Below are 23,065 nucleotides of genomic sequence, written 5' to 3' on the forward strand. Positions count from 1 at the left end.
CCTTCCCGGGCCGCCCGCGCTAGCGGTCGGCGCTGAGCCCGAACCGCGTCAGCACCAGGCTCTCGCAGAGCTGGGCCACCATGTAGAGGACGACCGACACCAGGGTGACGACCACGAGGAGCGCCCAGACCAGGTCGTACTGGTAGAGCGCGAGCGCCTGGTTGATCGCCTTCCCGACGCTGTCCGGGGTCGTGTAGAACTCGGCGATCAGCGCACCGGTGACCGCGCCCGGCACCGAGATCCGGATCGCGGCGAAGACGGACGGGACCGCCGTCGGGTAGGCGACGCGACGCAGCACGTCCCAGGTCGAGCCGCCGTACACGTGCACGACGTCGCTCATCTGCGCGGTGACCGAGCGCAGCCCGTAGGAGATGGTCACCAGCGCCGGGAAGAACACCACGATCCCGCTCATCACCGCCACGGTCGCGAAGCCGTTGCCGAAGACGAGGGTGATGATCGGCGCCAGCGCGACCAGCGGGACGGTGCGCACGATCATCGCGACCGGCATGGTCGCCGCCTCGACACCGCGGGAGAGGTACGTCGCGGTCGCGACCGTGGTCGCCGCCACCAGGCCCGCCACGAAGCCGATGCCGGCGTCGAGGAGGGTCTGCCACAGCGGGTGGAGGACGGAGGACCGGTTGTCGGACGCGCCCTTGTCGCTGAAGAGGAAGTGGAGGACGTCGCTCGGCCTGCGGACCACCAGGGGGCTCACGTCGGAGACCTCGAGGATGACCAGCCAGAGCACGACCAGGCAGGCCAGCACGAAGAGCAGGTTGAGCAGCGGCCGGACCGCCGGCCGGAGGAGCTCGAGGGCCTTCATCACGGGGTTCCCTTCGACCAGGGAGTGACGGCCCGACCCATCAGCCCGATGATGAAGTAGGCGAGGCCGGAGACGATCGCGCAGCTGAACCCGAGGGTCCACACCAGCGCGGTCTCGCGGTTGTTCTGGGCGAGGTAGAGCGACGGGCCGACCCCGATGACGAGGTGCTTGTCGAAGTACTCGCCCAGCAGGGCGCCCAGGAACGCAGCGGGCGCTGCGATCTGGAGCGTGGTGAAGAGCGCGGGCAGCGAGGCGATCACCCGGACGCGGGTGAACTGCTGCCACCGGCTGCCGCCGTACACCTCGACCACGTCCAGGCTGGTCTGGTCGGCGGAGCGGAAGCCGAGCACGGCGCCGACGACGGTGGTGAAGATGACCGAGATCGCGGCCAGGTCGGTCGCGGTGGCGGACGTGCCGCCCTCGACCGGGATGTCGTTGACGACGATCAGGATCGGCGCGAGCACGACGATGGGCAGGCAGTAGGTGATCACCGCGAACTGCATGATCACCGGCGCCAGCCGCGGCACCAGCATCACGACCACCGCGAGCACCAGGGCGATGGCGACGCCGTACAGGTAGCCCTTCGCGGCCTCCTCGAGGGTGACCGAGAAGATCTTGCGGTAGTAGCCGAAGCCGCGCTCGTGGAACTTGTCGACGACGTCGACCGGCGTCGGGATCTGGTGGCCGGCGAGGAACGTGGTCGCCGCCAGCCACCAGAACGCGAGCAGCACGACGATGCCGAGCACGCCGACCCCGATGGTGTGCAGCCGCTCTCGGGAGAGACGCATCAGCTGTTCTCCTCCACGGCGGCCCCGCCCGCACCGAAGAGCAGCTCGGAGGCCTGGTCGTGCAGGGCGTGGAACTCCGGTGTCCGCATCATCTCGCGCGTCCGCGGCCGGGGGAGGTCGACCGTGATGATCTCCTTGACCCGACCGGGCCGAGGGCTCATCACCGCCACCTCGTCGGAGAGGAAGATCGCCTCGCTGATGCCGTGCGTGACCATCAGCGTGGTGGCGGGCTTCTCCGTCCAGATCCGGAGCAGCTCGAGGTTGAGCCGCTGCCGCGTCATGTCGTCGAGGGCGCCGAAGGGCTCGTCGAGCAGCAGCACGCTCGGCTTGACCACCAGGGAACGGGCGATCGACACGCGCTGCCGCATGCCGCCCGAGAGCTGCCCGGGCTTGGCCTTCTCGAAGCCTTCGAGGCCGACGAGCTTGATCAGCTCCTTGACCAGGGCCTCGTCCGGCTTCGTGCCGGAGACCTGGAACGGCAGCCGGATGTTGGACTCCACGCTGCGCCAGGGGAGCAGGGCGGAGTCCTGGAAGGCGATGCCGAGCTCGTGGTCGCGGCGCAGCTCGTGCGGCGTCTTGCCGTCGACGATGGCGGTGCCCGAGGTCGCCTCCTCGAGCCCGGCGAGGATCCGCAGGATCGTGGACTTGCCGCAGCCCGAGGGGCCGAGGAGCGAGAGGAAGCTGCCCTTGTCGGTGTAGAGGGTGGTGTCCTGGAGGGCCTCCACCTTCTTGCGGCCGACCGAGAACGTCTTGCTGAGGCTGTCGATCCTGACGCCGGTGCCAGTGCTGGCCGGCACCGGCGTCAGGGATTCGTCGTGGAGTGTCACGAGTTCGTCGTACCTCAGCCCTTGAGGGACGGGTCCTCTTCGTACACCGCGTCGATCAGCGACGTGTCGAAGAGGTCATCGGCACTGATGTCGATGCCGGCCGCCTTGATCGAGGTGATGTTGGCGTCGATCATCTCCGGGCTCATCGTGAACAGGCCGTTGGTCTCGGTCTCGTCGCTCTTGACCAGCAGCTCGCACTGCTGCTTGGCCTGCTCGACCTCCTTCTCGAGCTCCAGCGGCGGGTCGATCTCCTTGCCGTAGGTGTTGACCGCCAGCTCGGCGCCCGCCTTGTAGCCGGCGTCGCCGTCGCAGGCGTCGGTCCAGCCCTGGATCTCGGCCTTGAGGAACGCCTTCACCTCGTCGGGGTTGTTCTTGATCATGTCGTCGGTGGTGATCACGGTCTCGGCGACGAACGGCAGGCCGTTGTCGGCGAACGGCAGGTCGACGGTGTCGAAGCCGTGGCCCTTCACCAGCAGCGACTCGTTGGTCAGGTAGGCGACCAGGCCGTCGATCTGCTTGTCCTCGAGCGGCGAGACGTCGAACGAGTTCGGCACGATCGTCAGGCACTTCGGGTCGATGTCGTTGGCGCTGAGGAAGGCGTTGAAGAGGCTCAGGTTGGGGTCCTGGACGCCGATCTTCTTGCCGCACAGGTCGGCCGGGGTCGCGATGTTGCCCTTGTCGCCCAGCGACAGGATGCTGAACGGGTTCTTCTGGTACGTCGCGCCGACGATCTTCAGCGGGAACTTCGAGTTGGCGACGGCCGCGGCTGTCGAGACCGCGTTGCTCAGGCCGAACTCGGCCTTGCCGGTCGCGACGATCTCCTCCTGGGCGACCGGGCCCGGGAGCAGCGTGACCTTCGAGAAGCCGGCGTCCTTGTAGTAGCCCTTCGAGTCGGCGAGGAACTCACCCGCGAACTCCGAGTTCTTGATCCAGGACAGCTGGACGCTGACGTCGCCGTAGTCCCCGCCGCCGGCGGCCGCGGAGCTGGAGCCGCCCGAGGAGCCCTCGGAGCCGTCGGAGTCGGAGCCGCAGGCCGCGAGGCCTAGGGTGGCGACGGCGAGGACGGCGGTCATGTGGAGCGCGGTGCGTCGGGCACCCCTGCGCGACAACCTGTTCGACCGGAACGGCAAGGTCATGTGAGTTTCTCCTAGGTTCTGGCGCGACGGGTTTCCCTCCCCGGGCGCGGATCACGGGTGTCCGAGACGCGCTGAACGTAGGAGCGCCACGTTGCGGAACTTCGCGACCGACGTAACGCGAGCGTTAAAACGTTCGTTTCAGGAGCTCGGGTGAGGAAAGGGGTTCTCGAGACCGGGTCGACCACTGTCGTACGGCGGCCGACCCGTTCGTGGCAGAGGTGAGAGGCCGCCCAGGACGGGCGTCCGCACCGTCACAGGAGATGAGACAGATGCCGCACCCGGAGCCGGTCGCCCGCCGACTGTTCGACCTCACCGAGCCGATCTCGCTGGTCAACTTCTTCTCCGACGAGCCCAACGAGGCGATGGCGTCGCTCGGCTTCCGCGACTACTGGGACGGCTACTTCGCCGGACGTTCGGCACCCCTCGGACGGGTGCCCGCTGAGGTCGTCGACGCGGCGTTCTACAGCTTCGCGGACGGCGAGGTGGCCCGCCACATCCCCCACGTCTGGGAGACGACGACGCCGGAGGCCGCGCACGCCGCGCGCCAACGGGGCTGCGTCGCGGCGCTGCGGCGCATCCTCGGCGACCTGGTCGGGTCTCCCGTGCTCGCGCGGGCCGCCGAGCTCCTCGCCGCGGCATCGACCAGTGCGCCGACCGAGGGACGGGTGATGTACGCCGGCCTGCGCGCCCTCCCGGTGCCCGAGGAGCCGGTCGCCCGGCTCTGGCACGCGGCCAACATGCTGCGTGAGCACCGCGGTGACGGCCACATCGTGGCCCTGATGGCCGAGCAGGTCGGCGGGACCGAGGCCCACGTGCTCAGCGCCCTCGACATGGGCGTCTACCCGGCCGAGTCCTTCGGCCGGATCCACCACCTCCCCGCGGCCAGGCTCGCCGCGGTCATGGACGGCCTGCGCGGTCGTGGTCTCCTCGATGCCGACGGCCGGCTGACCGATGCCGGTCGCGCGACCAAGGCCCGGATCGAGCTCCTGACCGATGCGCTCGCGGAGGCGCCGTACGAGGCGTTGACGCCGGTCGAGCTCGACGAGCTGGTCGGTGCGCTCGAGCCGATCGCGAGCAGGCTCAGCTGAGGATCACCAGCTGCTGGGTCGCGCGCGTCATCGCGACGTAGCGGTCGACGGCACCCTCGGTGCCGGTGCCGAAGGTTTCCGGGCCGACGAGGACGACCAGGTCGAACTCCAGCCCCTTCGACAGCTCGGGGGTGAGCGACCGGACGCGGGCCGTCGCGTCGTACGCGCCGTCGGTGCTGATCACGCACGCGATGCCCTCGTCGTGCTCGGCGAGCCAGCCGGCCAGGATCACGTCCAGCTCCGGCATGGACCCGTGGACGACCGGGAGGCCGCTGCTGCGGATCGAGGTGGGGACGTTGGCGTCGGGGAGCACCGCGCGGATGACGGGCTCGGCCTCGGCCATCACCTCCTCCGGCGTCCGGTAGTTGATGCTGAGGGACGCCAGCTGCACCTGGTCGAGGCCGGCGCGCTCGAGCCGCTCCTGCCACGACTCCGTGAAGCCGTGCCGGGCCTGGGCGCGGTCGCCGACGATGGTGAAGCTGCGCGACGGGCAGCGGAGCAGCAGCATCTGCCACTCGGCGTCGGTCAGCTCCTGCGCCTCGTCGACCACGATGTGCGCGAACGGGCCGGACAGCAGGTCCGGGTCGGTGGTGGGCAGGGCGTCCTGGTCCACGAGGGCGTCGCGGATGCCGCCCTGGCTGAGCTGGGCGTACAGGCCGTCCTCGTCCTCGAGCTGGAGGATGTCGTCGATCACCCGGTCCATCTGGGCGCGCTCGGCGGCGATCGCGGCGTCGCGCTGCCGCTTGCGCCGCGCGACCTCGGGGTCGCCCAGGCGCTGGCGCGCCGCGTCGAGGAGCGGCAGGTCGGAGACGGTCCACGCGTGGGGGTCGTCGCGCTGCAGCGCCCGGACCTCGTCGGAGGTGAGCCACGGGGCGCACTTCCGCAGGTACGCCGGGACGTCCCACAGGTCGCCGACCAGGTCGGTCGGCTCGATGAGCGGCCAGGCGCGGGTGAGGGTCTCGCGCAGGTCGGCGTTCGCGGCCAGTGACCGTCGGAGCAGCTCGGGGCCGACCTCCTCGTCGTCGTACTTGTCGACCAGGATCGTGAGCAGCTCCTCCCAGATCTGGTCGCGCGCCTCGTTGTGCGGTGTGCCCGCCACCGACTCGAACGCCTCGACCCAGTCGGTGGTGCTCAGCCACAGGTCCACCCAGGGGGTCTCGACGTCCATGCCCTGGGTGGGCGGCTCCTCGTAGAGGCGTACGGCAGGCTCGATCGCGGCGACCATGCCCGCGGTCGCCTTGAGCCGCGCGACCTCCGGGTCCGTCTCGTAGGGCGCGGCAGCGCCCTCGGGCACGAGCTCTCGCAGCGTGCAGGTCTGCACCCCGTCCTCGCCGAGGCTGGGCAGCACGTCGCCGACGTACGCCAGGTAGGGCTGGTGCGGGCCGACGAACAGCACGCCGCCGCGGCGGTGGCCGAGCCGCGGGTCGGCGTACAGGAGGTACGCCGTGCGGTGCAGCGCGACCACGGTCTTGCCGGTGCCCGGGCCCCCGTCGACGACGAGGGTGCCGCGCGAGCTCGCGCGGATGATGGCGTCCTGGTCGGACTGGATGGTGCCGAGGACGTCGCGCATCCGCGGCGACCGGGTGGAGCCGAGGCTGGCGATGAAGGCGGACTGGTCGTCGAGGGCCGCGGCGTGGCCCTCGAGCCCGTCGGCCGTGAACACCTCGTCCCAGTAGTCGCTGATCCGGCCCAGGGTCCACCGGTAGCGGCGGCGGCTGGCGAGACCCATCGGCTGGGCGTGGGTGGCGCCGAAGAAGGGCTCGGCCGCGGGCGCGCGCCAGTCGAGCAGCAGCGGGTTACCGGCGCTGTCGGTGAGGCCCAGGCGCCCGACGTACACAGGGTCTCCGCCGTCCGCGGGCACCATGTGGCCGAGGCAGAGGTCCAGCCCGAAGCGGCTCAGCGCGCGCCGGCGGGCGGTCAGCCGGTGCACCTCCTGGTCGCGGTCCAGCGCGTCCTGCCCCTCGCCGACGGGCGCCTTGCGGAGCTCGTCGAGCCGGCCGGACAGGTCGGCCAGCGACTGCTCCAGGCTCGCGGCGACGGCGGCGAAGTGCCGTTCGTCTGCGGCGATCAGGTCGGGGTCGGCCTTGGCGGCGAGGCTGTCCGGCAGCGTGAACGCGCTGGTCGTCGAGGGAGGCACGTCGGGAGAGTCTGGGCCACGACCGGGGCCTTGCCGCAAGCCGGGGGGTCGGCTATACCTTGGAAGTGGAGAGACCCGGTCGGGCCTCTCCTTCTCTGTGTCAGTACGCCGTGCGCTCGGTGTTGCTGAGCCACGCGTCGAACGGCGCGAACGCCTCGGGATGCCGCCCGGCCTCGACCGCTGTCGGCCAGGTCGAGCGGTCACGGGCGAAGAGCTCGTAGAACTCCCGGTCGTCGAAGCCACCTCGCGCGGCGTCGTGGCGGTCGGCGGCGTAGACGACCCGGTCGAGGCGGGCCCAGAGCGCGGCGGAGACGCACAGCGGGCAAGGCTCGCACGACGTGTAGAGGACCGACCCGGCCAGCGAGAAGTCCCCGAGGTCGGCGCACGCGGTCCGGATCGCCAGCACCTCGGCGTGCGCGGTGGGGTCGTTGTCGCGGGTGACCCGGTTCTGCCCGGTCGCCAGCAGCGTCCCGTCCCGCACGATCACCGCGCCGAACGGACCACCTCCCTCGGCGACGTTGGCGACCGCGAGGTCGAGGGCCTGGGCGAGCCAGCGGTCGTCGGTCATGTGGCCTCCTGGTTGGCGAGTCTCCAGAGCCGGTCGCGGCTCATCGGCAGCTCGTGAGGGCGTACGCCGAGGGCGTCGCGCACGGCGTTGGCGATCGCGGGCGCCACCGGGTTGTACGGCGCCTCGCTCATCGACTTGGCTCCGCGCGGCCCGAGCTCGTCGTACGTGTCGGCGAAGAGCACCTCCGTCGGTGGCACGTCGGCCATCTGCGGGACCCGGTAGTGCCGGAAGGTGCGGGTGAGGACCTCGCCGTCGCGGACCATGATCTCCTCCTGCAGCGCGCTGCCGAGCGCCTGCGCGACGCCGCCCTCGACCTGCCCGCGCAGCTGCTCGGGGTTGATCACCCGGCCGGCGTCGACGGCGTGCACGGAGCGCAGCACGCGCAGCTCCCCGGTCAGCCGGTCGACCGCGACCCGGACGCCGTGGACGTTGAAGGCCACCGACCGCGGCGTACCGGAGTGATGCCCAGAACGGCTCAACGGTGGGGTTTCACCGGCATCGAGGGCGGCGCGGAGCGTTCGCGCCGCGCGGGCGACCGCGGTGCCGGCGACGACCGAGCCGGTCGAGCCGAAGGCCCCGGTGTCGTACGCCGCCGCATCGGTGTCCGAGGAGTGCAGCCGGACCCGCGCGGGGTCGACGCCGAGCTCCTCCGCGACCAGCTGCACGTGGACGGTGGCCGACCCGTTGCCGAACTCCGCGCTCCCCACGCCGATCGTCACGGTGCCGTCCGCGTCCAGGCTGACCGTCGCCTCGCTGTGGTGGCCACGCGGCGGGATCGTGGCGATCATCGACGCCGCGACGCCCTCGCCGATCGCCCACCTCCCGCCAACGGGCGCCGGGGCGTCGTCGGTCGCGGCCAGCGCGCTCTCGACCAGGTCGAGGCACTGGTCGAGGCCGTAGCTGCCGAACACCAGGTCGGTGTCCGGCTCGCCGTTGACGACGAACTCGTCGCCGGGGCGCACGACGTTGCGCCGGCGCAGCTCGACGGGGGAGATCCCCAGCTCGCGGGCCAGCTCGTCGAGCGCCGACTCGATCCCGAAGATCACCTGGCCGAGCCCGTAGCCGCGGAAGGCCCCCGACGGCACGTGGTTGGTGTAGACCGCCTCGGCGTCGACCCGCTTGTTGGCGCACCGGTAGAGCGCCACCGACTCGTGGCAGCCGTGGAAGAGCACCCCGACCGAGTGGTTGCCGTAGGCGCCCGCGTCGCTGAGCACGTCGACGACGAGCGCGGTCAGCACGCCGTCGGCGTCGGCGCCGGCTGTCACCGAGATCCGCATGGGGTGGCGGCTCGGCACGAGCGTGAACTGCTGCTCGCGGGTCAGCTCCAGCTGGACCGGTGCCTGCAGGCGGAGCACGGCGAGCGCGACCAGGTCCTCGACGAGCATCTCCTGCTTGCCGCCGAACCCGCCGCCCACGCGTGCCGCGATGACCCTGACCCGGTCCTCGTCCAGCCCCAGGACGTGGGCGAGCTCGGCGCGCACCAGGAACGGCACCTGGGTGCTCGCGCGGATCACCAGCCGCCCGTCCTCGTCGATCCAGCCGCGGGCGCCGTGGGTCTCCAGCGACGCGTGGGTGACCCGCGCGGTCCGCCAGGTCCCGGTCACGGTCGCGGCCGCCGCGGCCAGCCCGGCGGTCACGTCGCCGATCTCGCCGTGGGTCTGCGCGACCACGTTGCGGTCGGGTTCCGCGATGCGGGAGGTGTCCGACGCCTTGTCGCCGTGCAGGAGCGGGGCACCGGCCGTGCGGGCGGCCTCGGGGTCGAAGACGGCCGGCAGGACGTCGTACTCGATGTCGATGAGGGACGCCGCGTGCTGTGCGGCGCCGACCGACTCGGCCACCACGGCGGCGACCCGCTGGCCGCGGAAGCGCACGACCTCGTCGAGCATCCGGGTGTCGTCCGGGTCGTCGAGGCGGCTCTCGTGGCGGGCGGTGGAGTAGAGCACGTCGGGGACGTCGTGGTGCGTGAGGACGAGGCGTACGCCGGGGGCCGCCTCGGCCCTGCTGGTGTCGATGCGGGTGATCCGGGCGTGGGCGTGCGGGCTCTGCACCAGCGCCAGGTGCAGCACGCCGGTCGTCGGCAGGTCGAGCGTGTAGGGCTCGGTGCCGGTGACGACCCGCGCGGCGGCCGGCGCTCCGAGCGAGGCGCCGAAGGCCGCGCCGTCGGCGGTCGCCGGGCCGACGTTGACCGTGCCGGACAGCGCGTCGCGGATCGAGCGGTAGCCGGTGCAGCGGCACAGGTTGCCCTTGAAGCACCGCGCGACGTCGGTCGGTGCGCCGGCTCCGGTGGCCGTCATGATGAAGCCGGCGGTGCAGAAGCCGCACTGGAACCCCGCGGCGTCGGCGAACGCGCGCTGCACCGGGTGCGGGTCCTCCGGGGTGCCCAGGCCCGCCAGGGTCGTCACCTCGTGCTCGACGGCACGGGCGGCCGGGTAGAGGCAGGAGTGCACCGGCGCCCCGTCGACGTGGACGGTGCAGGCGCCGCAGTCGCCGGCGTCGCAGCCCTTCTTGACGTCCAGGCGCCCGGCCTCGCGCAGGAACGCGCGCAGGCACTGGCCCGGTGCGGGAGTCGCCTCGACCGGCTCGCCGTTGACCCTCATACCGGCCTCCGCGAGGCGGCGGTGAGCAGGCAACCGTTGGGGGTCGACCTCCGCGGGGCGGTGGTGAGCAGGCAACCGTTTCGGGTCGCATGGTGCTCGAGAACGGTTGCTGACTCACCGCTCGCCGGCCCCAACCCGCTCATGACAGCAGCTCCGCTCGCACTGGCGGCGGTGAGCAGGCAACCGTTTCGGCTCGCGTGGTGCTCGAGAACGGTTGCTGACTCACCGCTCCCCGGCGTCCACCCGCTCATGACAGCAGCTCCGCCCGCACCTCGTGCGCCAGCAGACCGGTGACGTGGGCGCGCCAGTCGGCGGGGCCGTGCGGGTCGTCGTACCAGCAGTCGACCGCCGCGAGCCCGTCGTCGAGGTCGTCCACGTCGAGGACGACCGGGCGGGTGGTCGCGGCGGTGACGGTGATCCGCCGGCCGCAGCCGATGACGACGGCGGCGGCGCGGCCGAGCGGGGTGAGGGCGGTACGCCGGAAGGCCGACGGCAGCGAGAGCGACGCGGTGGGTACGTCGACCGCGCGGATCACCTCGCCCGGCCCGAGGGTCGTCGTACCGGCGCCGGTGACGAAGTCGACGACGGGCTCCTCGCGCTCGCCGCCGTCGGGTGTCCAGATGACGACGGCGCCGCCGAGCGCGGCCGTCAGCGAGATCATCGCGCCGGCGGGCAGCGCCAGCGCGAGGTTGCCGCCGACGGTGGCGACGTGCTGCACCTTCCACGACATCAGGAACGAGTCGGCGCTCGCCCGGGCCAGCGCGTCCGCAGCACCCCACGGTGCACCGAGCGCCCGCAGGACCGTGCAGGTCGCCCCGATCCGGAGCACGCCGGGCAGCTCCTCCCAGTCGGGCCAGCCGAGCGTCGTGAGGTCCACCAGGCCGCTGACCTCCGGCTGCGGCTCCGAGAAGAGCCAGGACCCGCCCGCGAGCAGCGCCTCGCCGGGCCCGAGCGCCAGGTCCTCGCGGCCCCGGGCGAGCCGGTGGCTGGTGACGGTGTGGAGGTCCATCACTCGACCTCGGCGAGTCTTCCGTACGACGCGCTGATGTCTGCGACCCGGTCACGGGCCGCCCGGCCCAGGGTCGAGAGCACGCCGTCGGCGAGCACGCTGACCAGGCTCATCGCGGCCGCGTAGCTGTCGAAGGCGAGCGTGCTGCTCACCGGGCACTCCAGCCAGTACGCCGCCGAGGCCGCGTGCCGGCGCGCCGTCGGGTCGCCCAGCAGCACGACGGTCGCGCCGGTGGCGGCGGCCTCGGTGAGGAAGCCGCCGAAGTCGGCCGGACGCCGCCGGAAGCCGACCATCACCACCGCGTCACCGGCGGCGAGGTCGGCGAGCTCCTCGCTGATCACCTGGCCGGGCAGGGGCGCCAGGCGTACGTCGCCGCGCGCGTGGGCCAGCTGCTGGCGCAGGTGCAGCGCCACCGGGTGGCTGTTGCGCCAGCCGACGACCAGCACCCGACGGGCACCGGCCAGCAGGGCGACGACCTCGCCGAGCGCCGGGCTCTCCAGCGCGACGCGCAGCGACTCCTGCTCGTGCGCGAGGTGGTCGACGGTGGTCGAGGCGCCGTCCAGCCGCCGGGGCTCGCCGGCGGACCGCAGCGCGCGCAGGTGGTCGCGGACCTCGTCGAAATCGGAGAAGCCCAGGCTGCGGAAGAGCCGGCTCATCGTCGCCTTGGACACGCCGGCGAGGTCGGCGAGCTCGGCGGAGCGGTAGGTCGCCAGGTCGTCCAGGTGCTCCAGCAGCGTCTCGGCCGCACGCCGCTCCTGCGGCGAGAGGACGGCGTACCGCTGCGTGATCCGCTCGTCGATCCGGCTGTCCAGGCGCTCACTCACCTTGCTGCCCCGATCGTGGCCGCGACCTCGAGGACCGCTCGCTCCAGCGCGTCCAGCCCGGCGGCGACGTCGAGCTCGCGCACGTCCTCCTCCGGGTGGTGGCTGATGCCGTCGTGGCAGCGGACGAAGAGCATGCCGACATCGGTGGTCAGCCCGACCGCCATCGCGTCGTGGCCGGCCCGGCTCCACAGCCCCATCGGGTCGTCGTCGCCGGTGCTGCGGATGCCGGCCATCACTGCCTCCTGGAGCCAGGGTGCGCACGGCATCGCCGGCGCGTGGTGGGTCTCGCGGACCTCGAGCCGGAGCCCGCGGACGGCGCACGCCGTCTCGATCTCCCCGAGCAGCGACGCCCACATCTCGTCGCGCTCGGCGTCGGTCGCGGCCCGGAGGTCGAGGCTGATGTCGGCGCGGCCGGGGATGACGTTGATCGCGCCGGGCTGCACCTCGATCCGGCCGACGGTCGCGATGCAGTCGGAGTCCCGTGCTCGCCGCTCGATCAGGACGATCGCCTCGCTGGCGCCGACGAGAGCATCGCGCCGGCGGTGGTACGGCGTACCACCCGCGTGGCGCGCCTCGCCCACGAAGCTCAGGCGGAAGCGGCGCGCCCCGGCGATCGTCGTGACGTAGCCGAGCGAGCGGTCGGCGGCCTCGAGGTAGGGACCCTGCTCGATGTGCGCCTCGAGGTAGCCCACCAGGTCCCCGGGCGCGCGGGCGGTCTCGCCCACGCGGCGCGGGTCGAGGCCGAAGTCGAGGAACGCCTGGTGGAGCGTCATGCCGTCGCGGTCGCGGAGGTCCCACCAGTCCTCCTCCCAGACGCCGGCGAACGCCTGGCTGCCGAGCAGCGCCTTGCCGAAGCGGGTGCCCTCCTCGTCGCTGAAGCCGATCACCTCGAGGGCGAAGGGCAGCTCCCGGTCGCGGAGGCGCTCGGCGACGGCGATCGCCATCACCACGCCGAGCATCCCGTCGTACGACCCGGCGTCCGGCACGGTGTCGAGGTGGGAGCCGACGAGCAGCGCCGGCAGCCCGGGCTCGCGCCCCTCGCGGCGGCCGCACTGGTTGCCGGCCGCGTCCTGCCAGGTGCGCAGCCCGGCCTGCTCCATCCACCGTCCGGTGACGGCGTTGGCGCTGGCGTGCTCGCGGGAGAGGTAGACGCGCTCCAGCCGCGGCGGGTCGGCGGTGAACCGGTCCAGCTCGACGCAGCGGTCGAGGACCTCACGAGCGGTCGTCATGATGCGTACACCTCCTGGGCGGCCGTCACGCCGCCGGTGGTGCGCAGCACCTGCTCGAGAGCGGCCAGCGTCGTGAGCACGGCGTCGGTGCGGGCGTTGTAGCCCATGGTGCCGATGCGCCACACCTTGCCGTGGAGCGGGCCGAACGACGTGCCGATCTCGATGCCGAATTCCTCGAGCAGGACGCCGCGGGTGCGGTCGCCGTCGACCCCGTCGGGGATCTCGACCGCGACCACGTTGTGCATCTTGTGGTCGACGTCGCCGAAGACGCGGAGCCCCAGCCCCTGCACGCCCTCGAGCATCGCCCGGCCGTGGAGCGCGTGCCGCTCGACCGCGGCGGCGAGTCCCTCCTCGACCAGCAGCCGCGCGCACTCGCGGGCGCCGTACAACATGGTCGTCGCCTCGGTGTGGTGGTTGAGCCGGCGCGGTCCCCAGTAGTCCATGACCTGCGCGAGGTCGAGGTAGTTGCTGGCGATCCGCTCACCGTGGTCGACGTCGTCGTCGGACCTGATGCCCGCCTCCACGTGCTTGCGCGCGTTGATCACGTCGGCGGCGCGGTCGGAGACGGAGATGGGGGCGCTGCCGGACGGTCCGCCGAGGCACTTCTGCAGGCCGGCGGTGGCGACGTCGAGGCCCCACGCGTCCATCTCGAACTCGTTGCCGCCCAGCGAGGCGGTCGCGTCGCAGTAGAGCAGCACGTCGTGGCGCCGGCAGATCTCGCCGAGGTCGGCCAGCGGCTGGCACATCGTCGTGGACGTGTCGCCCTGGACCACCGCCAGCACCTTCGGCCGCACCCGTCGTACGGCGTCCTCGACCTGCTCGGCCGGGAACACCTCGCCCCACGGGACCTCGATGGTGTGGACCTCGGCGCGGCAGCGCTCGGCGATCTCCACCAGCAGGTGGCCGAACCGTCCGAAGACCGGCACCAGCACCCGGTCGCCCGGCTCGAGGAGGCTGACGAGGGCCGCCTCGATGCCCGCGCGCGAGGTGCCGTCGACGAGGAACGTCTGCTCGTTGCGGGTGCCGAAGACCTCGCGGTAGAGCTCCATCGTCTCGTTCATGGTGGCGGTCATCCACGGGTCGTACTGGCCGACGAGCTGGGCGGACATCGCCCGCAGCACGCGCGGGTCGGCGTTGATCGGGCCCGGCCCCATCAGCAACCGGGTCGGTGGGTCGATCGGACCGATCATGAGCCGGGCCTCCTCAGCTGTCGTCCCCACCGGTGGTCGGGATGCTCGACGTCGATCGCGTTGCCGCGCACCACGGAGCGGGTGATCCGGCCGCCGAAGCGGAGACCGTCGTACGCCGAGATCGGGTTGCGGTGGGCGAGCCGGGTGGCCTCGATGCGGAACTCGACGCCGCTGTCGTAGATCGCGAGGTCGGCGTCGGCGCCGACCTCGATCCGGCCCTTGGCGCCGAGACCGACGAGGTCGGCGGTGTTGCGCGACATCCACCGGCTGACGTCCGCGAGCGGGATGTTGCGGCGCCGCGCCTCCTGGGCGACCGCGCTGAAGCCGACCTGCAGGCCGGAGACGCCGCCCCACGCCTGCTGCAGGTCGCCGTCGCCCCGGCCCTTCTCCTCGGCGGTCGCGGGGGAGTGATCGCTGACGACCATGTCGATGACCCCGGCGCGCAGCCCCTGCCAGAGCTCCTCGCGGTTGCCGGCGTCGCGGATCGGCGGGCAGCACTTGAACTGCGACGAGCCGTCCGGGATCGTCTCGGCCGCGAAGCAGAGGTAGTGCGGGCAGGTCTCGACGGTGACCCGCAGCCCCTCGGCCTTGGCGTCGGCGATCGCGTCCAGCGCCCGGGCGCTCGACAGGTGCAGGACGTGCACCCGCGCGCCGGTCTCGCGCGCGCCGTCGAGGACGCGCTGGATCGCGGTCAGCTCGGCGGCGTCCGGCCGGGAGAGCAGGAAGTCGCGGTAGGCCCGGCCCGGGGTCGCGGGCGCGACCTCGAGGACCCCTGCGTCCTCCGCGTGCACGATCATCAGCCCGTCGAAGCGCGCGATCTCGCTGAGCGCCGCGACGAACTGGTCGGGGTCGAGCGGCGGGAACTCATCGACCCCGCTCGGCGACAGGAAGCACTTGAAGCCGAAGACGCCGCTCTCCCACAGGGGTTCGAGGTCGGCCAGGTTGCCTGGGACGGCTCCTCCCCAGAAGCCGACGTCCACCATGAGCTCGCCGTCGGCGGCCTCCTGCTTGAGCCGCAGGTGCTCGACGGTGGTGGTCGGCGGGATGGAGTTGAGCGGCATGTCGACCAGGGTGGTGGCGCCGCCCAGGGCTCCGGCCTCGGTCGCCGACACGAAGCCCTCCCACTCGGTGCGCCCGGGCTCGTTGATGTGCACGTGGGTGTCCACGATGCCGGGCACGACGTACGCCGTGTCAGGTGCGCGCAGCACCACCCCGTCGACCTCGTGATCGACCGCCTCGATCGCCTCGATCCGGCCGTGGTGGACGAGGACCGTGGCCGGCGTGAAGGCACCGTCGACCAGCACCCGCTGGGCCTGTACGGCGTCGATGCGCATCGACCTCAGGCCCTCTCGCGCTGGACCGTGGCCTCGATCAGGCCGTACGGGCGGTCCGCCGCGAAGAAGACCTCGCCCGGGTTGTCGAGCCCGAAGGGCTGCAGGTCGACCAGGAAGTGGTGCTTGTTGGGGCAGGAGATGTGGATGCGCGCGATCTCCGGCACGGCGTCGAGGGCGGCGGCCCCCATGGCGTGGATGGTCTGCTGGAGCGCGAGGCTGTGGGTCGAGGCGAACGCGTCGAGCATCGCCGTGCGGACGACGTCGTACGCCGCGTCGTAGTCGACCGGCGCGGGCACACCGTCGTACTGCCAGGTCGCGGTCACGCTGGTCGCCAGGACGCGGTCGTCGGTCTCGGCCAGCGTGGTGTAGCGGTCGCGCGGGAAGCCGTGGAACTCGCTGCCCGTCGACTTGAGGACCACCAGGTCGGAGAGCCCGGCGCTGACCGTGGTCTGCTCGCCGTCGGTCTCGACCAGCGCCGTGCGGGTCTCCTGGCCGCTGCGGACGAAGGAGTGCCCGTTGGCGGGCAGCCGGTGCCACGCGTACTGCTCGGCGGCGAGCCAGGTGCCGGTGACCCACGCCTGGGCACGCCAGTGCGCGGCGAGCGCGAGCAGGAAGTCCTCGGGCGACGTGACGCCGTGCTCGCGGGCCAGGGCGTAGACGGTGTTCTTCTGGGTGTCGGTCGCGTGCACGTGGGAGTTGTCGCCCTCGGTGTACGCCGTCTCGAAGTCGCCGCGCAGCTGGCTCGTCACGTTGAGGTCGTGCAGCACGTGCTGGTCGCCGGCGCGGTCGACCTTGACGAGCCGCACCTCGGCCTTCCCGTGCTGGAGGTCGGTCAGCGAGTAGGCCATCAGGACCCCCGGTAGGTGGTGTAGGAGTACGGGCTGAGCAGCACCGCCACGTGGTAGTGCGACTGCTCCGGGTCGACCGTGAACGACACCGCGACCTCGGGGTAGAAGGTGTCGCGCTGCGCCGCCGCGAAGTAGCCGCCGGTGTTGAAGACCAGCCCGTGCGTACCGGCACCGAGCTCGAGGTCGAAGGAGACCCGGCCGTCGGCGTCGGTCGTCGCCTCGGTGACCCGGCGGCCCTGCTCGTCGTACAGCATCACGTCGAGCGCGGCGGCGGGCACGCCGAGCACGGAGTCGAGGACGTGCGTGGAGAGGGTGCTCATGCGAAAAGTCCTTCCAGGCGGAGCAGGGCGATCTCGCGCAGCTGTCCGGACGTCACGGCGATCTCGGTCTCGGGGTCGTTCGCGAGGCGCTCCTCGAGCAGCCCCAGGATCTCCTCGGCGCTGCGGCCGGCCGCCCGCACCAGGTAGATGCGGTCGAAGCGCTCCTCGTACGCCGCGTTGCCCTCCGCCAGCCGGCGCTGGACGTCGGCGTCGTGCGGGTCGACGGCGGCCTGCTCGCTGCGGGACATCCGCGCGCTGGTGCCGGTCCCCGCGTGCCGCTCACCGATCCGCGGGTGGTCGGCGAGGGCCCGCTCGACCTCGGCCGAGGTCCAGGTGCGGGCCTGGGCGTCGGCCGCGGAGAGCAGCTCGTCGAGCCCGGCGTACGGCCGGCCCCGGACGATCGCGCGCGCCCACGAGTCGATGTCGACGCACGGGCGCACGACGGCGTCCGCGTCCTCGGTCGGCATCGCGTTGAACTCGTCGAGTCGCACAGTTCCTCCTCGGGCCGTGACACTAGGGATCCGATGTAAATCGGGACCGAAACAATCGTTTCAGTGACGTTACGGTCTACCCGGTGGGGCCCTCGGGTCAACGGCGGCTCAGGCGTAGGCCTTGGCCGGCGGGGTCGCGAACTCGCCGCGCTTGCCGGTGCGCAGGCCGAGGCGCACCAGCTTCTCCACCTCGAGCGTCGCCGCGGCCACGCCGTCGACCACGGGGACGCCCAGCTCGGCGGAGAGCCGCTGGCACAGGTCGGCCATGCCGGCGCACCCGAGCACGATCGCGTCCGAGCCGTCGCGGTCGAGCGCCGACCGGCAGGCGGCGAGGATCACGGCGTACGCCGCGGGGTCGGTCTCGAGCTCGACCACCGGGATCTCGCACGCGTGGACGCCGGCGCACGCGTCGGCGACGCCGTACTGGCGAGCGAGCTCCCACGTGTGCCCGATCGTGCGGGAGAGCGTCGTGACGACGCTGAACGTGCGGCCGAGGTACGCCGCGGTGCGCATCGCCGCCTCGGCGATCCCGACGACCGGCGCCGCCGCCAGCTCGCGCGACGCGAGCAGGCCCGGGTCGCCGAAGCAGGCGATGACGTGGCCGTCGTACCCGGCCAGCTCGGCGGCCGCGATCTCGGCGAGGACGCCCGGGACCGCCATCGCCTCGTCGTAGTGGCTCTCGACCGACGCCGGCCCGGTGGCCGGGTTGACCGCGTCGACGGTGACGCCCGGGCCGGCGACGGCCCGGGCGCACTCGCCGATCAGGGCGGTCATCGACGCCGTGGTGTTCGGGTTGACGACCAGGATCCGCATCAGCCGGTCGCCGCCGCCCCGCCGGGGAGCTCGGCGCGGCTCATCGTCGCCTCGCCGGTGTTGATGGCGGCCAGCGCCGACACGCTCTCCTTGTCGGCGGCGGTCACGGGACCGGCGTGGCCGTCCGTCGGCTCGCCGAGGCCGGCGGCGCGGGCCAGGACGAGGTAGACGGTGAAGCCGAGACCGCAGCCCACGAACCACGCGTAGTTGGGCAGCCACTCGAGGACGTCGGTCTCGTTGGGGACGATCACGGAGGCGAGCGCGATGACACCGGTGATGACCACCGCCTTCACGGCGGCCATGTTGTATCCGTTGCGGTAGTAGTAGGTGCCCGCCTGGTCCATGGTGAAGAGGTCGTCGACGACGACCTGCTGCTTGCGCACCAGGTAGAAGTCGGCGATCAGGATCCCGAAGAGCGGTCCGATCAGGGCGCCGAGCAGGCCGAGCGTCCAGAAGATCGCGTCGGGGTTGTCGTACCAGTTCCAGGGCGTCAGCAGCACCGAGCCGACGGCCGCGATCATGCCGCCCATCCGCCAGCTGATCTTCTGCGGGTTGACGTGCGAGAAGTCGAACGCCGGCGAGATGAAGTTGGCGACGATGTTGATGCCGACCGTCGCGGTCACGAAGGTCAGGCCGCCCAGGATGATCGCGAAGGTGCTGTCGATCTGGTTGACCGTCTGGATCGGGTCGGTGATCAGCTCGCCGTACACCGGAACGGTCGCCGCCGCCGTGAGCACGGTGAGCAGCGAGAACATCACGAAGTTGACCGGCAGCCCCCAGAAGTTGCCCTTCTTCACCTGACCGAAGGTGCGGGCGTAGCGGGAGAAGTCACCGAAGTTGAGCATCGGGCCCGAGAAGTAGGCGACGACCACCGCGATCGCCCCGAGCATGGTGGAGACGAGGGTCCAGCCGCCGAGGTCCTTGTCGGAGAGGTTGAGGTCGATGTCGAAGTCCGCCTTGTAGAGCAGGTAGCCGCAGAGCAGCACCATCGCGACGTACACGGCGGGGCCGGCGAGGTCGATGAACCTGCGGATGGTGTCCATGCCGCGCCAGAAGAGCAGCGCCTGCAGGACCCAGAGGATCGCGTAGCTGACGTAGCCCAGGTAGGAGAGGCCGAGGAAGCCGTGGATGTCGACGTCCGCCCAGTCGGCCAGCCCGGGCCAGAGCTTGAGGAAGACGATGTTGAGCGACTCGGCGGCGAGGAAGGTCTGGACGCCGTACCAGGCGACCGCGATCAGGCCGCGGATGATGGCCGGGATGTTGGCGCCGAGGACGCCGAACGACGCGCGGCTGATGACCGGGTAGGGCACGCCGGTGAGCTGGCTCGGCTTGGCGACCAGGTTGCAGAAGAACTGGACGATGCAGATACCGACGATCAGGCAGATGAAGACCTGCCAGCTGGTGAGGCCGAGGGCGAACAGGCTGCCGGCGGTCAGGTAACCGCCGACGCTGTGCACGTCGGACATCCAGAAGGCGAAGATGTTGTAGGTGCCCCACGTCTGCTCCTTGAGCGGGGCGAGGTCCTCGTTGGTGAGCCGCGGGTCGTAGTCGCGCTTGGCGACGCCGCGGCCCGGTGGATAGCCGGCGGCCTCGACGAGGTCCGGCTCTGGTCGTCTGGCGCCCTGCTCGATGTCGGTCATGGGTTCTCCTCGGTCCTCGAGCGACACCCGTCGTCGCTGCCGTCCCGGGCGACGCTAGGAACCGGTTGTTTCACCGACCCTTGGCCGCGGTGAACCCGACGTCACGGGAAAGATATAGGGCTATAGGAAGACGTCGGGATCGTCGCGGAAGGACGCGATCCCGTCCTTGAGGTGGGCGAAGTGGAGCGCCGACTCGGCGACGAGGGCGTCGGCGTCGCGGGCCACGAAGGCCGCCAGCATCCGGTCGTGGTCGTCGTGGAACGAGCGCCGGCCGACCTCGTCGACGCGCGACATGGGCCGGGCGGGCTCGGTCATGTTCCAGGCGCCCTCGTACATGTGCAGCAGCCGCTGCATCCGCGCCGGCGCGATCAGCGCCATGTGGAAGCGCCGCGACTCCGCGTGGTAGGCGCGTTCGTCGTCGCGCTCGATGGCTCCCGCCATCGCCTCGTGCGTCTCCCGGACCACCTCGTCGTCGGCGGCGGTCGCCGTGACCACGGCCGCCCGCAGGGCCGCGGCCTCGAGCGCCTGGCGGACGTCGTACAGCTCGGCGAACTCGACGAAGCTGAGCTTGGCGACGCTGTAGCCGACGTGCGGGATGTGCTCGACCAGGCCCTCCCCGAGGAGCTCCCGGAGCGCCTCCCGGACCGGGATCTGGCTGACGCCGAAGAACTGCGCCACCGCCTCGATCGGGATCAGCGTCCCCGGTGGCTCGTCGCCGCCGAGGATCGCGTTGCGCAGGTCGTCGAGCACCCGCGGGGCGCGAGCCCCCGGCGTCGAGTTGACGAGCCGCGCGGTGAAGATCGAGCGGCGCCGGGGTGCTGACATCGCCTCACCTCACCCGAGGTCGACGGCGAGCTGGAGGAGGTCGCGGTCCCGTCCCGGTGCGGCGACCAGGCAGACCCCGACGGGCAGCCCGGCCGGGGTGCGGCGGGGGATGCTGACCGCGGGGAGGCCGGCCAGCCCGGCGAGGCAGGTGAGCGACATGGTGGCCGTGCGGACGGCGTCCAGGCCCTCGCCGACCAGCGGCGCGACCGAGGCGGCGGACGGCAGCACGAGCACCCGGTCGCGGACGAGCTCGCGGATGCGGTCCCGCGCCTCGTCGACCTGGTCCTGGGCGGCGACCGCGCGCTCGTCGTCGATCAGCGCCGCCGCCTCGAACCGACCGCGGACATCGGCGCCGAGCTCGTCGAGACGCGGCGCGATCCAGGCACCGCGCTCCTGCCAGGCCTCCCAGGCCTGCAGGGTCTGGAACGCCTGCAGCCAGGCCGGCAGGTCGGTGAGGTCCCAGGACTCGCGCATCGCGCCGTGCTCGGCGGCGTACCGGTCCACGACCGCGGCGACCTCCTCGCTGGCGATCGCGGTGAGACCCGGGACGCTGACCAGCTCGGCCGCCGGGTTGCGCGCGACCGGCGGGAGCAGCACGTCCCCGACCCGACGCAGCAGCTCGGCGCTGCGGGTCACCCAGCCGACGGTGTCGAAGGACCGGGAGAGCGGCATCAGGGCGTACGTCGACGCCGCGCCGTGGGTGGTGCGGATGCCGAAGAGACCCTGGTACGCCGCGGGCACGCGGATCGAGCCGCCGGTGTCGGTGCCGAGGCCGATGCTCGCGTGGCCGAGCGAGACCGCGCTCGACGAGCCCGACGTCGAGCCGCCGGAGATGCGCAGCGGAGCCTGGGGGTTCGGGGGAGTGCCGTAGTGCGCGTTGGTGCCGGCCAGGGAGTAGGCGAACTCGTCGGTGCGGGCGATCCCGCGGACCGAGGCCCCGGCCTCGAGCAGCTGCTCGACGGCCCGGGCGTGCACCGGCTCGGTCCGGGCGCCGGCCAGCCACGCGGGGTTGCCGGCCCCGATGCGCTGGCCCCGCACGGCGTACAGGTCCTTGACGGCGACGCTCTCGCCGTCGAGCGGACCGCTGTCGATCGGCGGGACGAGCGGGTCGCCGACGAGCCGCCAGATCCGGGTGTCGACCGCGGGTGCCGGGACGGAGACGTGGGCCGCGCTGACCCGCCAGCCGTCGCCCGTGCGGACCCAGAGCTGGGTCTGCTGGCCGCGACCACCGCGCGCGAGCTCGGTGACCGCGACGACCAGCGCGTGGTCGTCGTCGACGGTCTGCACGTGGGTCTGCACGATCCGGCGCTGGGGGGCGCCGCCGCGGCTGCTGCGGAAGGCACTGATCTGGTCGTGGCCGACCAGGAGCCCGTTGGCGTCGCCGCGCAGGGTGGCCGGCCCGGGTGCGAAGAGGCGGTCGAGGGTCGGTACGTCGTCGGACATCAGCGCGCGCTCGTACTCCCAGAACGCCTCGACGAGCCCGTCGGGGACCGGTGCTTGGGTCATGGGTTCAGTGTGCCGAAGTCGGCCTTGCGGATGCGTGCGTGGACGCCCTTCACGACGTCGACGACCTGGGAGATGTCGAAGTCGGTGGCCGCCGAGAGGTAGGCGTAGGCCAGCGCCGGGTCCATCCCGTAGCGGCTCTGGAGCAGGGCGATCGCGGCGCGGACACAGTTCTGCACCGCGACGTCGAGGTCCTCGTCCATGCCCGTGGGCACGAGGTGCTCGGCGGTCTCGACGAGCGGCCCGGCGAGCTCGCCGAAGAGGCGTACGCCGTCCTCGCGCGGCACCACGTCGAGGCGGACGGTCGCCCGGAGGGAGGCCTCCATCGCGGTCAGCGACACCTCACCGTCGCCCTGGGCGAAGTGCGGGTCGCCGACGTACGCGAGCGCCCCCTCGACCTGGACCGGGAGGTAGAGCGTCGAGCCGACGGTGAGCAGGTTGACGTCGATGTTGCCGCCGTGCGGGCCGGGTGGCACCGAGTGCGGCCGCGCGTCCCCCGCGACGGCGACGCCCATGATCCCGAGGAAGGGGGCGAGCGGGAACTCGACCACGCGCTCGCCGCCCTGCCGGAGCGGCAGCTGCCCGTGGGTGCCCTGCTGGTTGACAGAGGCGAAGGCGCTGAAGACGTCGCCCTCGCGGGGGTACTCCCCGGGCAGCGCGCCCTTCCCGTGACGGTTGGAGATCACGCCGTACGGCACCCGCTGGAGGGTCTCGACCACCGTCATCGCGAGCAGGTCACCGGGACGCGCCCCCTCGACGCGGACCGGTCTGCTGACCACGTGCGGCCCGTCGACGCCGAACGTGTGCGGCAGCTCGCCGGCGGCGATCTCGATGGCGTCGTCGAGCACCCCGGCCACGTCGTACCGCCCGAAGAACGCCTTGGGGTCGCGCCCCTGGTCCTCGAGGATCCCCTCGTGGCTGACCGTGTCGAACGTGACCTCGGTGCCCGGCTCCACGGTCAGCACGGCGTCGTCGGTGGCGCACGGCAGCCGCCCCCACAGCACGTGGTCCGGCGTCGAGGGCAGGTACGCCGACCCGCGGATCGGGCCCGACCCGGGCTGCAAGACGTCGCTCATGC

At 72.2% G+C, this 23,065-nt stretch carries 21 protein-coding genes; 1 reads left to right on the plus strand and 20 read right to left on the minus strand.

Going from position 1 to position 23,065, the window contains the following annotated elements; all coding sequences use genetic code 11:
- Positions 1 to 19: 19 nt before the first annotated feature.
- The 4 genes from ABEA34_RS17145 to ABEA34_RS17160 are packed head-to-tail and all read right to left on the minus strand — an operon-like array spanning position 20 to position 3,571.
- On the minus strand, positions 20 to 820 hold the full coding sequence (locus ABEA34_RS17145) for an ABC transporter permease (protein WP_345522615.1): 801 nt from the start codon (positions 818 to 820) through the stop codon (positions 20 to 22).
- On the minus strand, positions 820 to 1,608 hold the full coding sequence (locus ABEA34_RS17150) for an ABC transporter permease (protein WP_345522616.1): 789 nt from the start codon (positions 1,606 to 1,608) through the stop codon (positions 820 to 822). The genes ABEA34_RS17145 and ABEA34_RS17150 overlap by 1 nt, the downstream gene beginning before the upstream one ends.
- A complete protein-coding gene (locus ABEA34_RS17155) occupies positions 1,608 to 2,435 on the minus strand; it encodes an ABC transporter ATP-binding protein (RefSeq protein ID WP_345522617.1) in 828 nt (275 codons plus the stop codon). Before ABEA34_RS17155 ends, ABEA34_RS17150 begins: the two co-directional genes overlap by 1 nt.
- Before the next feature lie 14 nt (positions 2,436 to 2,449).
- Positions 2,450 to 3,571 carry an ABC transporter substrate-binding protein gene (locus ABEA34_RS17160; protein WP_345522618.1) on the minus strand — a complete coding sequence of 374 codons (1,122 nt, stop codon included), beginning with the start codon at positions 3,569 to 3,571 and terminating at the stop codon, positions 2,450 to 2,452.
- 260 nt (positions 3,572 to 3,831) lie between these two features.
- Here ABEA34_RS17160 and ABEA34_RS17165 point away from each other — a divergent pair, with 260 nt between their 5' ends.
- Positions 3,832 to 4,659 carry an SCO6745 family protein gene (locus tag ABEA34_RS17165; protein WP_345522619.1) on the plus strand — a complete coding sequence of 276 codons (828 nt, stop codon included), beginning with the start codon at positions 3,832 to 3,834 and terminating at the stop codon, positions 4,657 to 4,659.
- Here the strand turns inward: ABEA34_RS17165 and helR are convergent.
- The 16 genes from helR to ABEA34_RS17245 all read right to left on the minus strand — a co-directional run bounded on the left by helR (position 4,652) and on the right by ABEA34_RS17245 (position 23,063).
- Positions 4,652 to 6,796, minus strand: coding sequence for an RNA polymerase recycling motor ATPase HelR (gene helR, locus ABEA34_RS17170; RefSeq protein WP_345522620.1), 2,145 nt, complete (start codon positions 6,794 to 6,796; stop codon positions 4,652 to 4,654). The genes ABEA34_RS17165 and helR overlap by 8 nt on opposite strands.
- Before the next feature lie 100 nt (positions 6,797 to 6,896).
- Positions 6,897 to 7,364, minus strand: a complete 468-nt coding sequence (locus ABEA34_RS17175; RefSeq protein ID WP_345522621.1) for a nucleoside deaminase — start codon at positions 7,362 to 7,364, stop codon at positions 6,897 to 6,899.
- A complete protein-coding gene (locus ABEA34_RS17180; RefSeq protein ID WP_345522622.1) occupies positions 7,361 to 9,961 on the minus strand; it encodes a molybdopterin-dependent oxidoreductase in 2,601 nt (866 codons plus the stop codon). The genes ABEA34_RS17175 and ABEA34_RS17180 overlap by 4 nt, the downstream gene beginning before the upstream one ends.
- Positions 9,962 to 10,208: 247 nt before the next feature.
- Positions 10,209 to 10,970, minus strand: a complete 762-nt coding sequence (locus tag ABEA34_RS17185; protein WP_345522623.1) for an FAD binding domain-containing protein — start codon at positions 10,968 to 10,970, stop codon at positions 10,209 to 10,211.
- Complete coding sequence (locus tag ABEA34_RS17190) at positions 10,970 to 11,794, minus strand: MurR/RpiR family transcriptional regulator (RefSeq protein ID WP_345522624.1); 825 nt, start codon at positions 11,792 to 11,794, stop codon at positions 10,970 to 10,972. The genes ABEA34_RS17185 and ABEA34_RS17190 overlap by 1 nt, the downstream gene beginning before the upstream one ends.
- Positions 11,791 to 13,023: an allantoate amidohydrolase gene (locus tag ABEA34_RS17195; protein ID WP_345522625.1), complete on the minus strand. Its 1,233-nt coding sequence runs from the start codon at positions 13,021 to 13,023 to the stop codon at positions 11,791 to 11,793. Before ABEA34_RS17195 ends, ABEA34_RS17190 begins: the two co-directional genes overlap by 4 nt.
- Positions 13,020 to 14,213: a pyridoxal-phosphate-dependent aminotransferase family protein gene (locus ABEA34_RS17200; RefSeq protein WP_345522626.1), complete on the minus strand. Its 1,194-nt coding sequence runs from the start codon at positions 14,211 to 14,213 to the stop codon at positions 13,020 to 13,022. Before ABEA34_RS17200 ends, ABEA34_RS17195 begins: the two co-directional genes overlap by 4 nt.
- Complete coding sequence (gene allB / locus ABEA34_RS17205; RefSeq protein ID WP_345522627.1) at positions 14,210 to 15,547, minus strand: allantoinase AllB; 1,338 nt, start codon at positions 15,545 to 15,547, stop codon at positions 14,210 to 14,212. The genes ABEA34_RS17200 and allB overlap by 4 nt, the downstream gene beginning before the upstream one ends.
- Positions 15,548 to 15,552: 5 nt before the next feature.
- A complete protein-coding gene (gene pucL / locus ABEA34_RS17210; RefSeq protein ID WP_345522628.1) occupies positions 15,553 to 16,395 on the minus strand; it encodes a factor-independent urate hydroxylase in 843 nt (280 codons plus the stop codon).
- Entirely contained in the window at positions 16,395 to 16,715 is a 321-nt protein-coding gene (gene uraH / locus ABEA34_RS17215) for a hydroxyisourate hydrolase (RefSeq protein ID WP_345522629.1), read from the minus strand. Before uraH ends, pucL begins: the two co-directional genes overlap by 1 nt.
- Positions 16,712 to 17,206, minus strand: a complete 495-nt coding sequence (gene uraD / locus ABEA34_RS17220; protein WP_345522630.1) for a 2-oxo-4-hydroxy-4-carboxy-5-ureidoimidazoline decarboxylase — start codon at positions 17,204 to 17,206, stop codon at positions 16,712 to 16,714. Before uraD ends, uraH begins: the two co-directional genes overlap by 4 nt.
- Positions 17,207 to 17,314: 108 nt before the next feature.
- Entirely contained in the window at positions 17,315 to 18,019 is a 705-nt protein-coding gene (locus ABEA34_RS17225; RefSeq protein ID WP_345522631.1) for an aspartate/glutamate racemase family protein, read from the minus strand.
- Entirely contained in the window at positions 18,019 to 19,659 is a 1,641-nt protein-coding gene (locus tag ABEA34_RS17230) for an NCS1 family nucleobase:cation symporter-1 (protein ID WP_345522632.1), read from the minus strand. Before ABEA34_RS17230 ends, ABEA34_RS17225 begins: the two co-directional genes overlap by 1 nt.
- Positions 19,660 to 19,779: 120 nt before the next feature.
- Positions 19,780 to 20,484, minus strand: coding sequence for a GntR family transcriptional regulator (locus ABEA34_RS17235; RefSeq protein ID WP_345522633.1), 705 nt, complete (start codon positions 20,482 to 20,484; stop codon positions 19,780 to 19,782).
- Positions 20,485 to 20,493: 9 nt separating this feature from the next.
- Positions 20,494 to 21,990 carry an AtzH-like domain-containing protein gene (locus tag ABEA34_RS17240; protein ID WP_345522634.1) on the minus strand — a complete coding sequence of 499 codons (1,497 nt, stop codon included), beginning with the start codon at positions 21,988 to 21,990 and terminating at the stop codon, positions 20,494 to 20,496.
- On the minus strand, positions 21,987 to 23,063 hold the full coding sequence (locus ABEA34_RS17245) for an acetamidase/formamidase family protein (protein WP_345522635.1): 1,077 nt from the start codon (positions 23,061 to 23,063) through the stop codon (positions 21,987 to 21,989). The genes ABEA34_RS17240 and ABEA34_RS17245 overlap by 4 nt, the downstream gene beginning before the upstream one ends.
- Positions 23,064 to 23,065 lie beyond the last annotated feature (2 nt).

Origin of the sequence: Nocardioides conyzicola (genome assembly GCF_039543825.1) — a bacterium.
Taxonomy (GTDB): Bacteria; Actinomycetota; Actinomycetes; order Propionibacteriales; family Nocardioidaceae; genus Nocardioides; species Nocardioides conyzicola.

Bases quoted from the DNA above. Each gene is read 5' to 3' on its own strand.
- ABEA34_RS17165 (WP_345522619.1), top strand. From the start codon at position 3,832: ATGAGACAGATGCCGCACCCGGAGCCGGTCGCCCGCCGACTGTTCGAC.
- ABEA34_RS17225 (WP_345522631.1), bottom strand. From the start codon at position 18,019: ATGCGGATCCTGGTCGTCAACCCGAACACCACGGCGTCGATGACCGCC.
- ABEA34_RS17235 (WP_345522633.1), bottom strand. From the start codon at position 20,484: ATGTCAGCACCCCGGCGCCGCTCGATCTTCACCGCGCGGCTCGTCAAC.
- ABEA34_RS17230 (WP_345522632.1), bottom strand. From the start codon at position 19,659: ATGACCGACATCGAGCAGGGCGCCAGACGACCAGAGCCGGACCTCGTC.
- ABEA34_RS17180 (WP_345522622.1), bottom strand. From the start codon at position 9,961: ATGAGGGTCAACGGCGAGCCGGTCGAGGCGACTCCCGCACCGGGCCAG.
- ABEA34_RS17185 (WP_345522623.1), bottom strand. From the start codon at position 10,970: ATGGACCTCCACACCGTCACCAGCCACCGGCTCGCCCGGGGCCGCGAG.
- allB (WP_345522627.1), bottom strand. From the start codon at position 15,547: ATGCGCATCGACGCCGTACAGGCCCAGCGGGTGCTGGTCGACGGTGCC.
- ABEA34_RS17175 (WP_345522621.1), bottom strand. From the start codon at position 7,364: ATGACCGACGACCGCTGGCTCGCCCAGGCCCTCGACCTCGCGGTCGCC.
- pucL (WP_345522628.1), bottom strand. From the start codon at position 16,395: ATGGCCTACTCGCTGACCGACCTCCAGCACGGGAAGGCCGAGGTGCGG.
- ABEA34_RS17240 (WP_345522634.1), bottom strand. From the start codon at position 21,990: ATGACCCAAGCACCGGTCCCCGACGGGCTCGTCGAGGCGTTCTGGGAG.
- ABEA34_RS17245 (WP_345522635.1), bottom strand. From the start codon at position 23,063: ATGAGCGACGTCTTGCAGCCCGGGTCGGGCCCGATCCGCGGGTCGGCG.
- ABEA34_RS17200 (WP_345522626.1), bottom strand. From the start codon at position 14,213: ATGATCGGTCCGATCGACCCACCGACCCGGTTGCTGATGGGGCCGGGC.
- uraH (WP_345522629.1), bottom strand. From the start codon at position 16,715: ATGAGCACCCTCTCCACGCACGTCCTCGACTCCGTGCTCGGCGTGCCC.
- ABEA34_RS17150 (WP_345522616.1), bottom strand. From the start codon at position 1,608: ATGCGTCTCTCCCGAGAGCGGCTGCACACCATCGGGGTCGGCGTGCTC.
- ABEA34_RS17145 (WP_345522615.1), bottom strand. From the start codon at position 820: ATGAAGGCCCTCGAGCTCCTCCGGCCGGCGGTCCGGCCGCTGCTCAAC.
- ABEA34_RS17160 (WP_345522618.1), bottom strand. From the start codon at position 3,571: ATGACCTTGCCGTTCCGGTCGAACAGGTTGTCGCGCAGGGGTGCCCGA.
- ABEA34_RS17195 (WP_345522625.1), bottom strand. From the start codon at position 13,023: ATGACGACCGCTCGTGAGGTCCTCGACCGCTGCGTCGAGCTGGACCGG.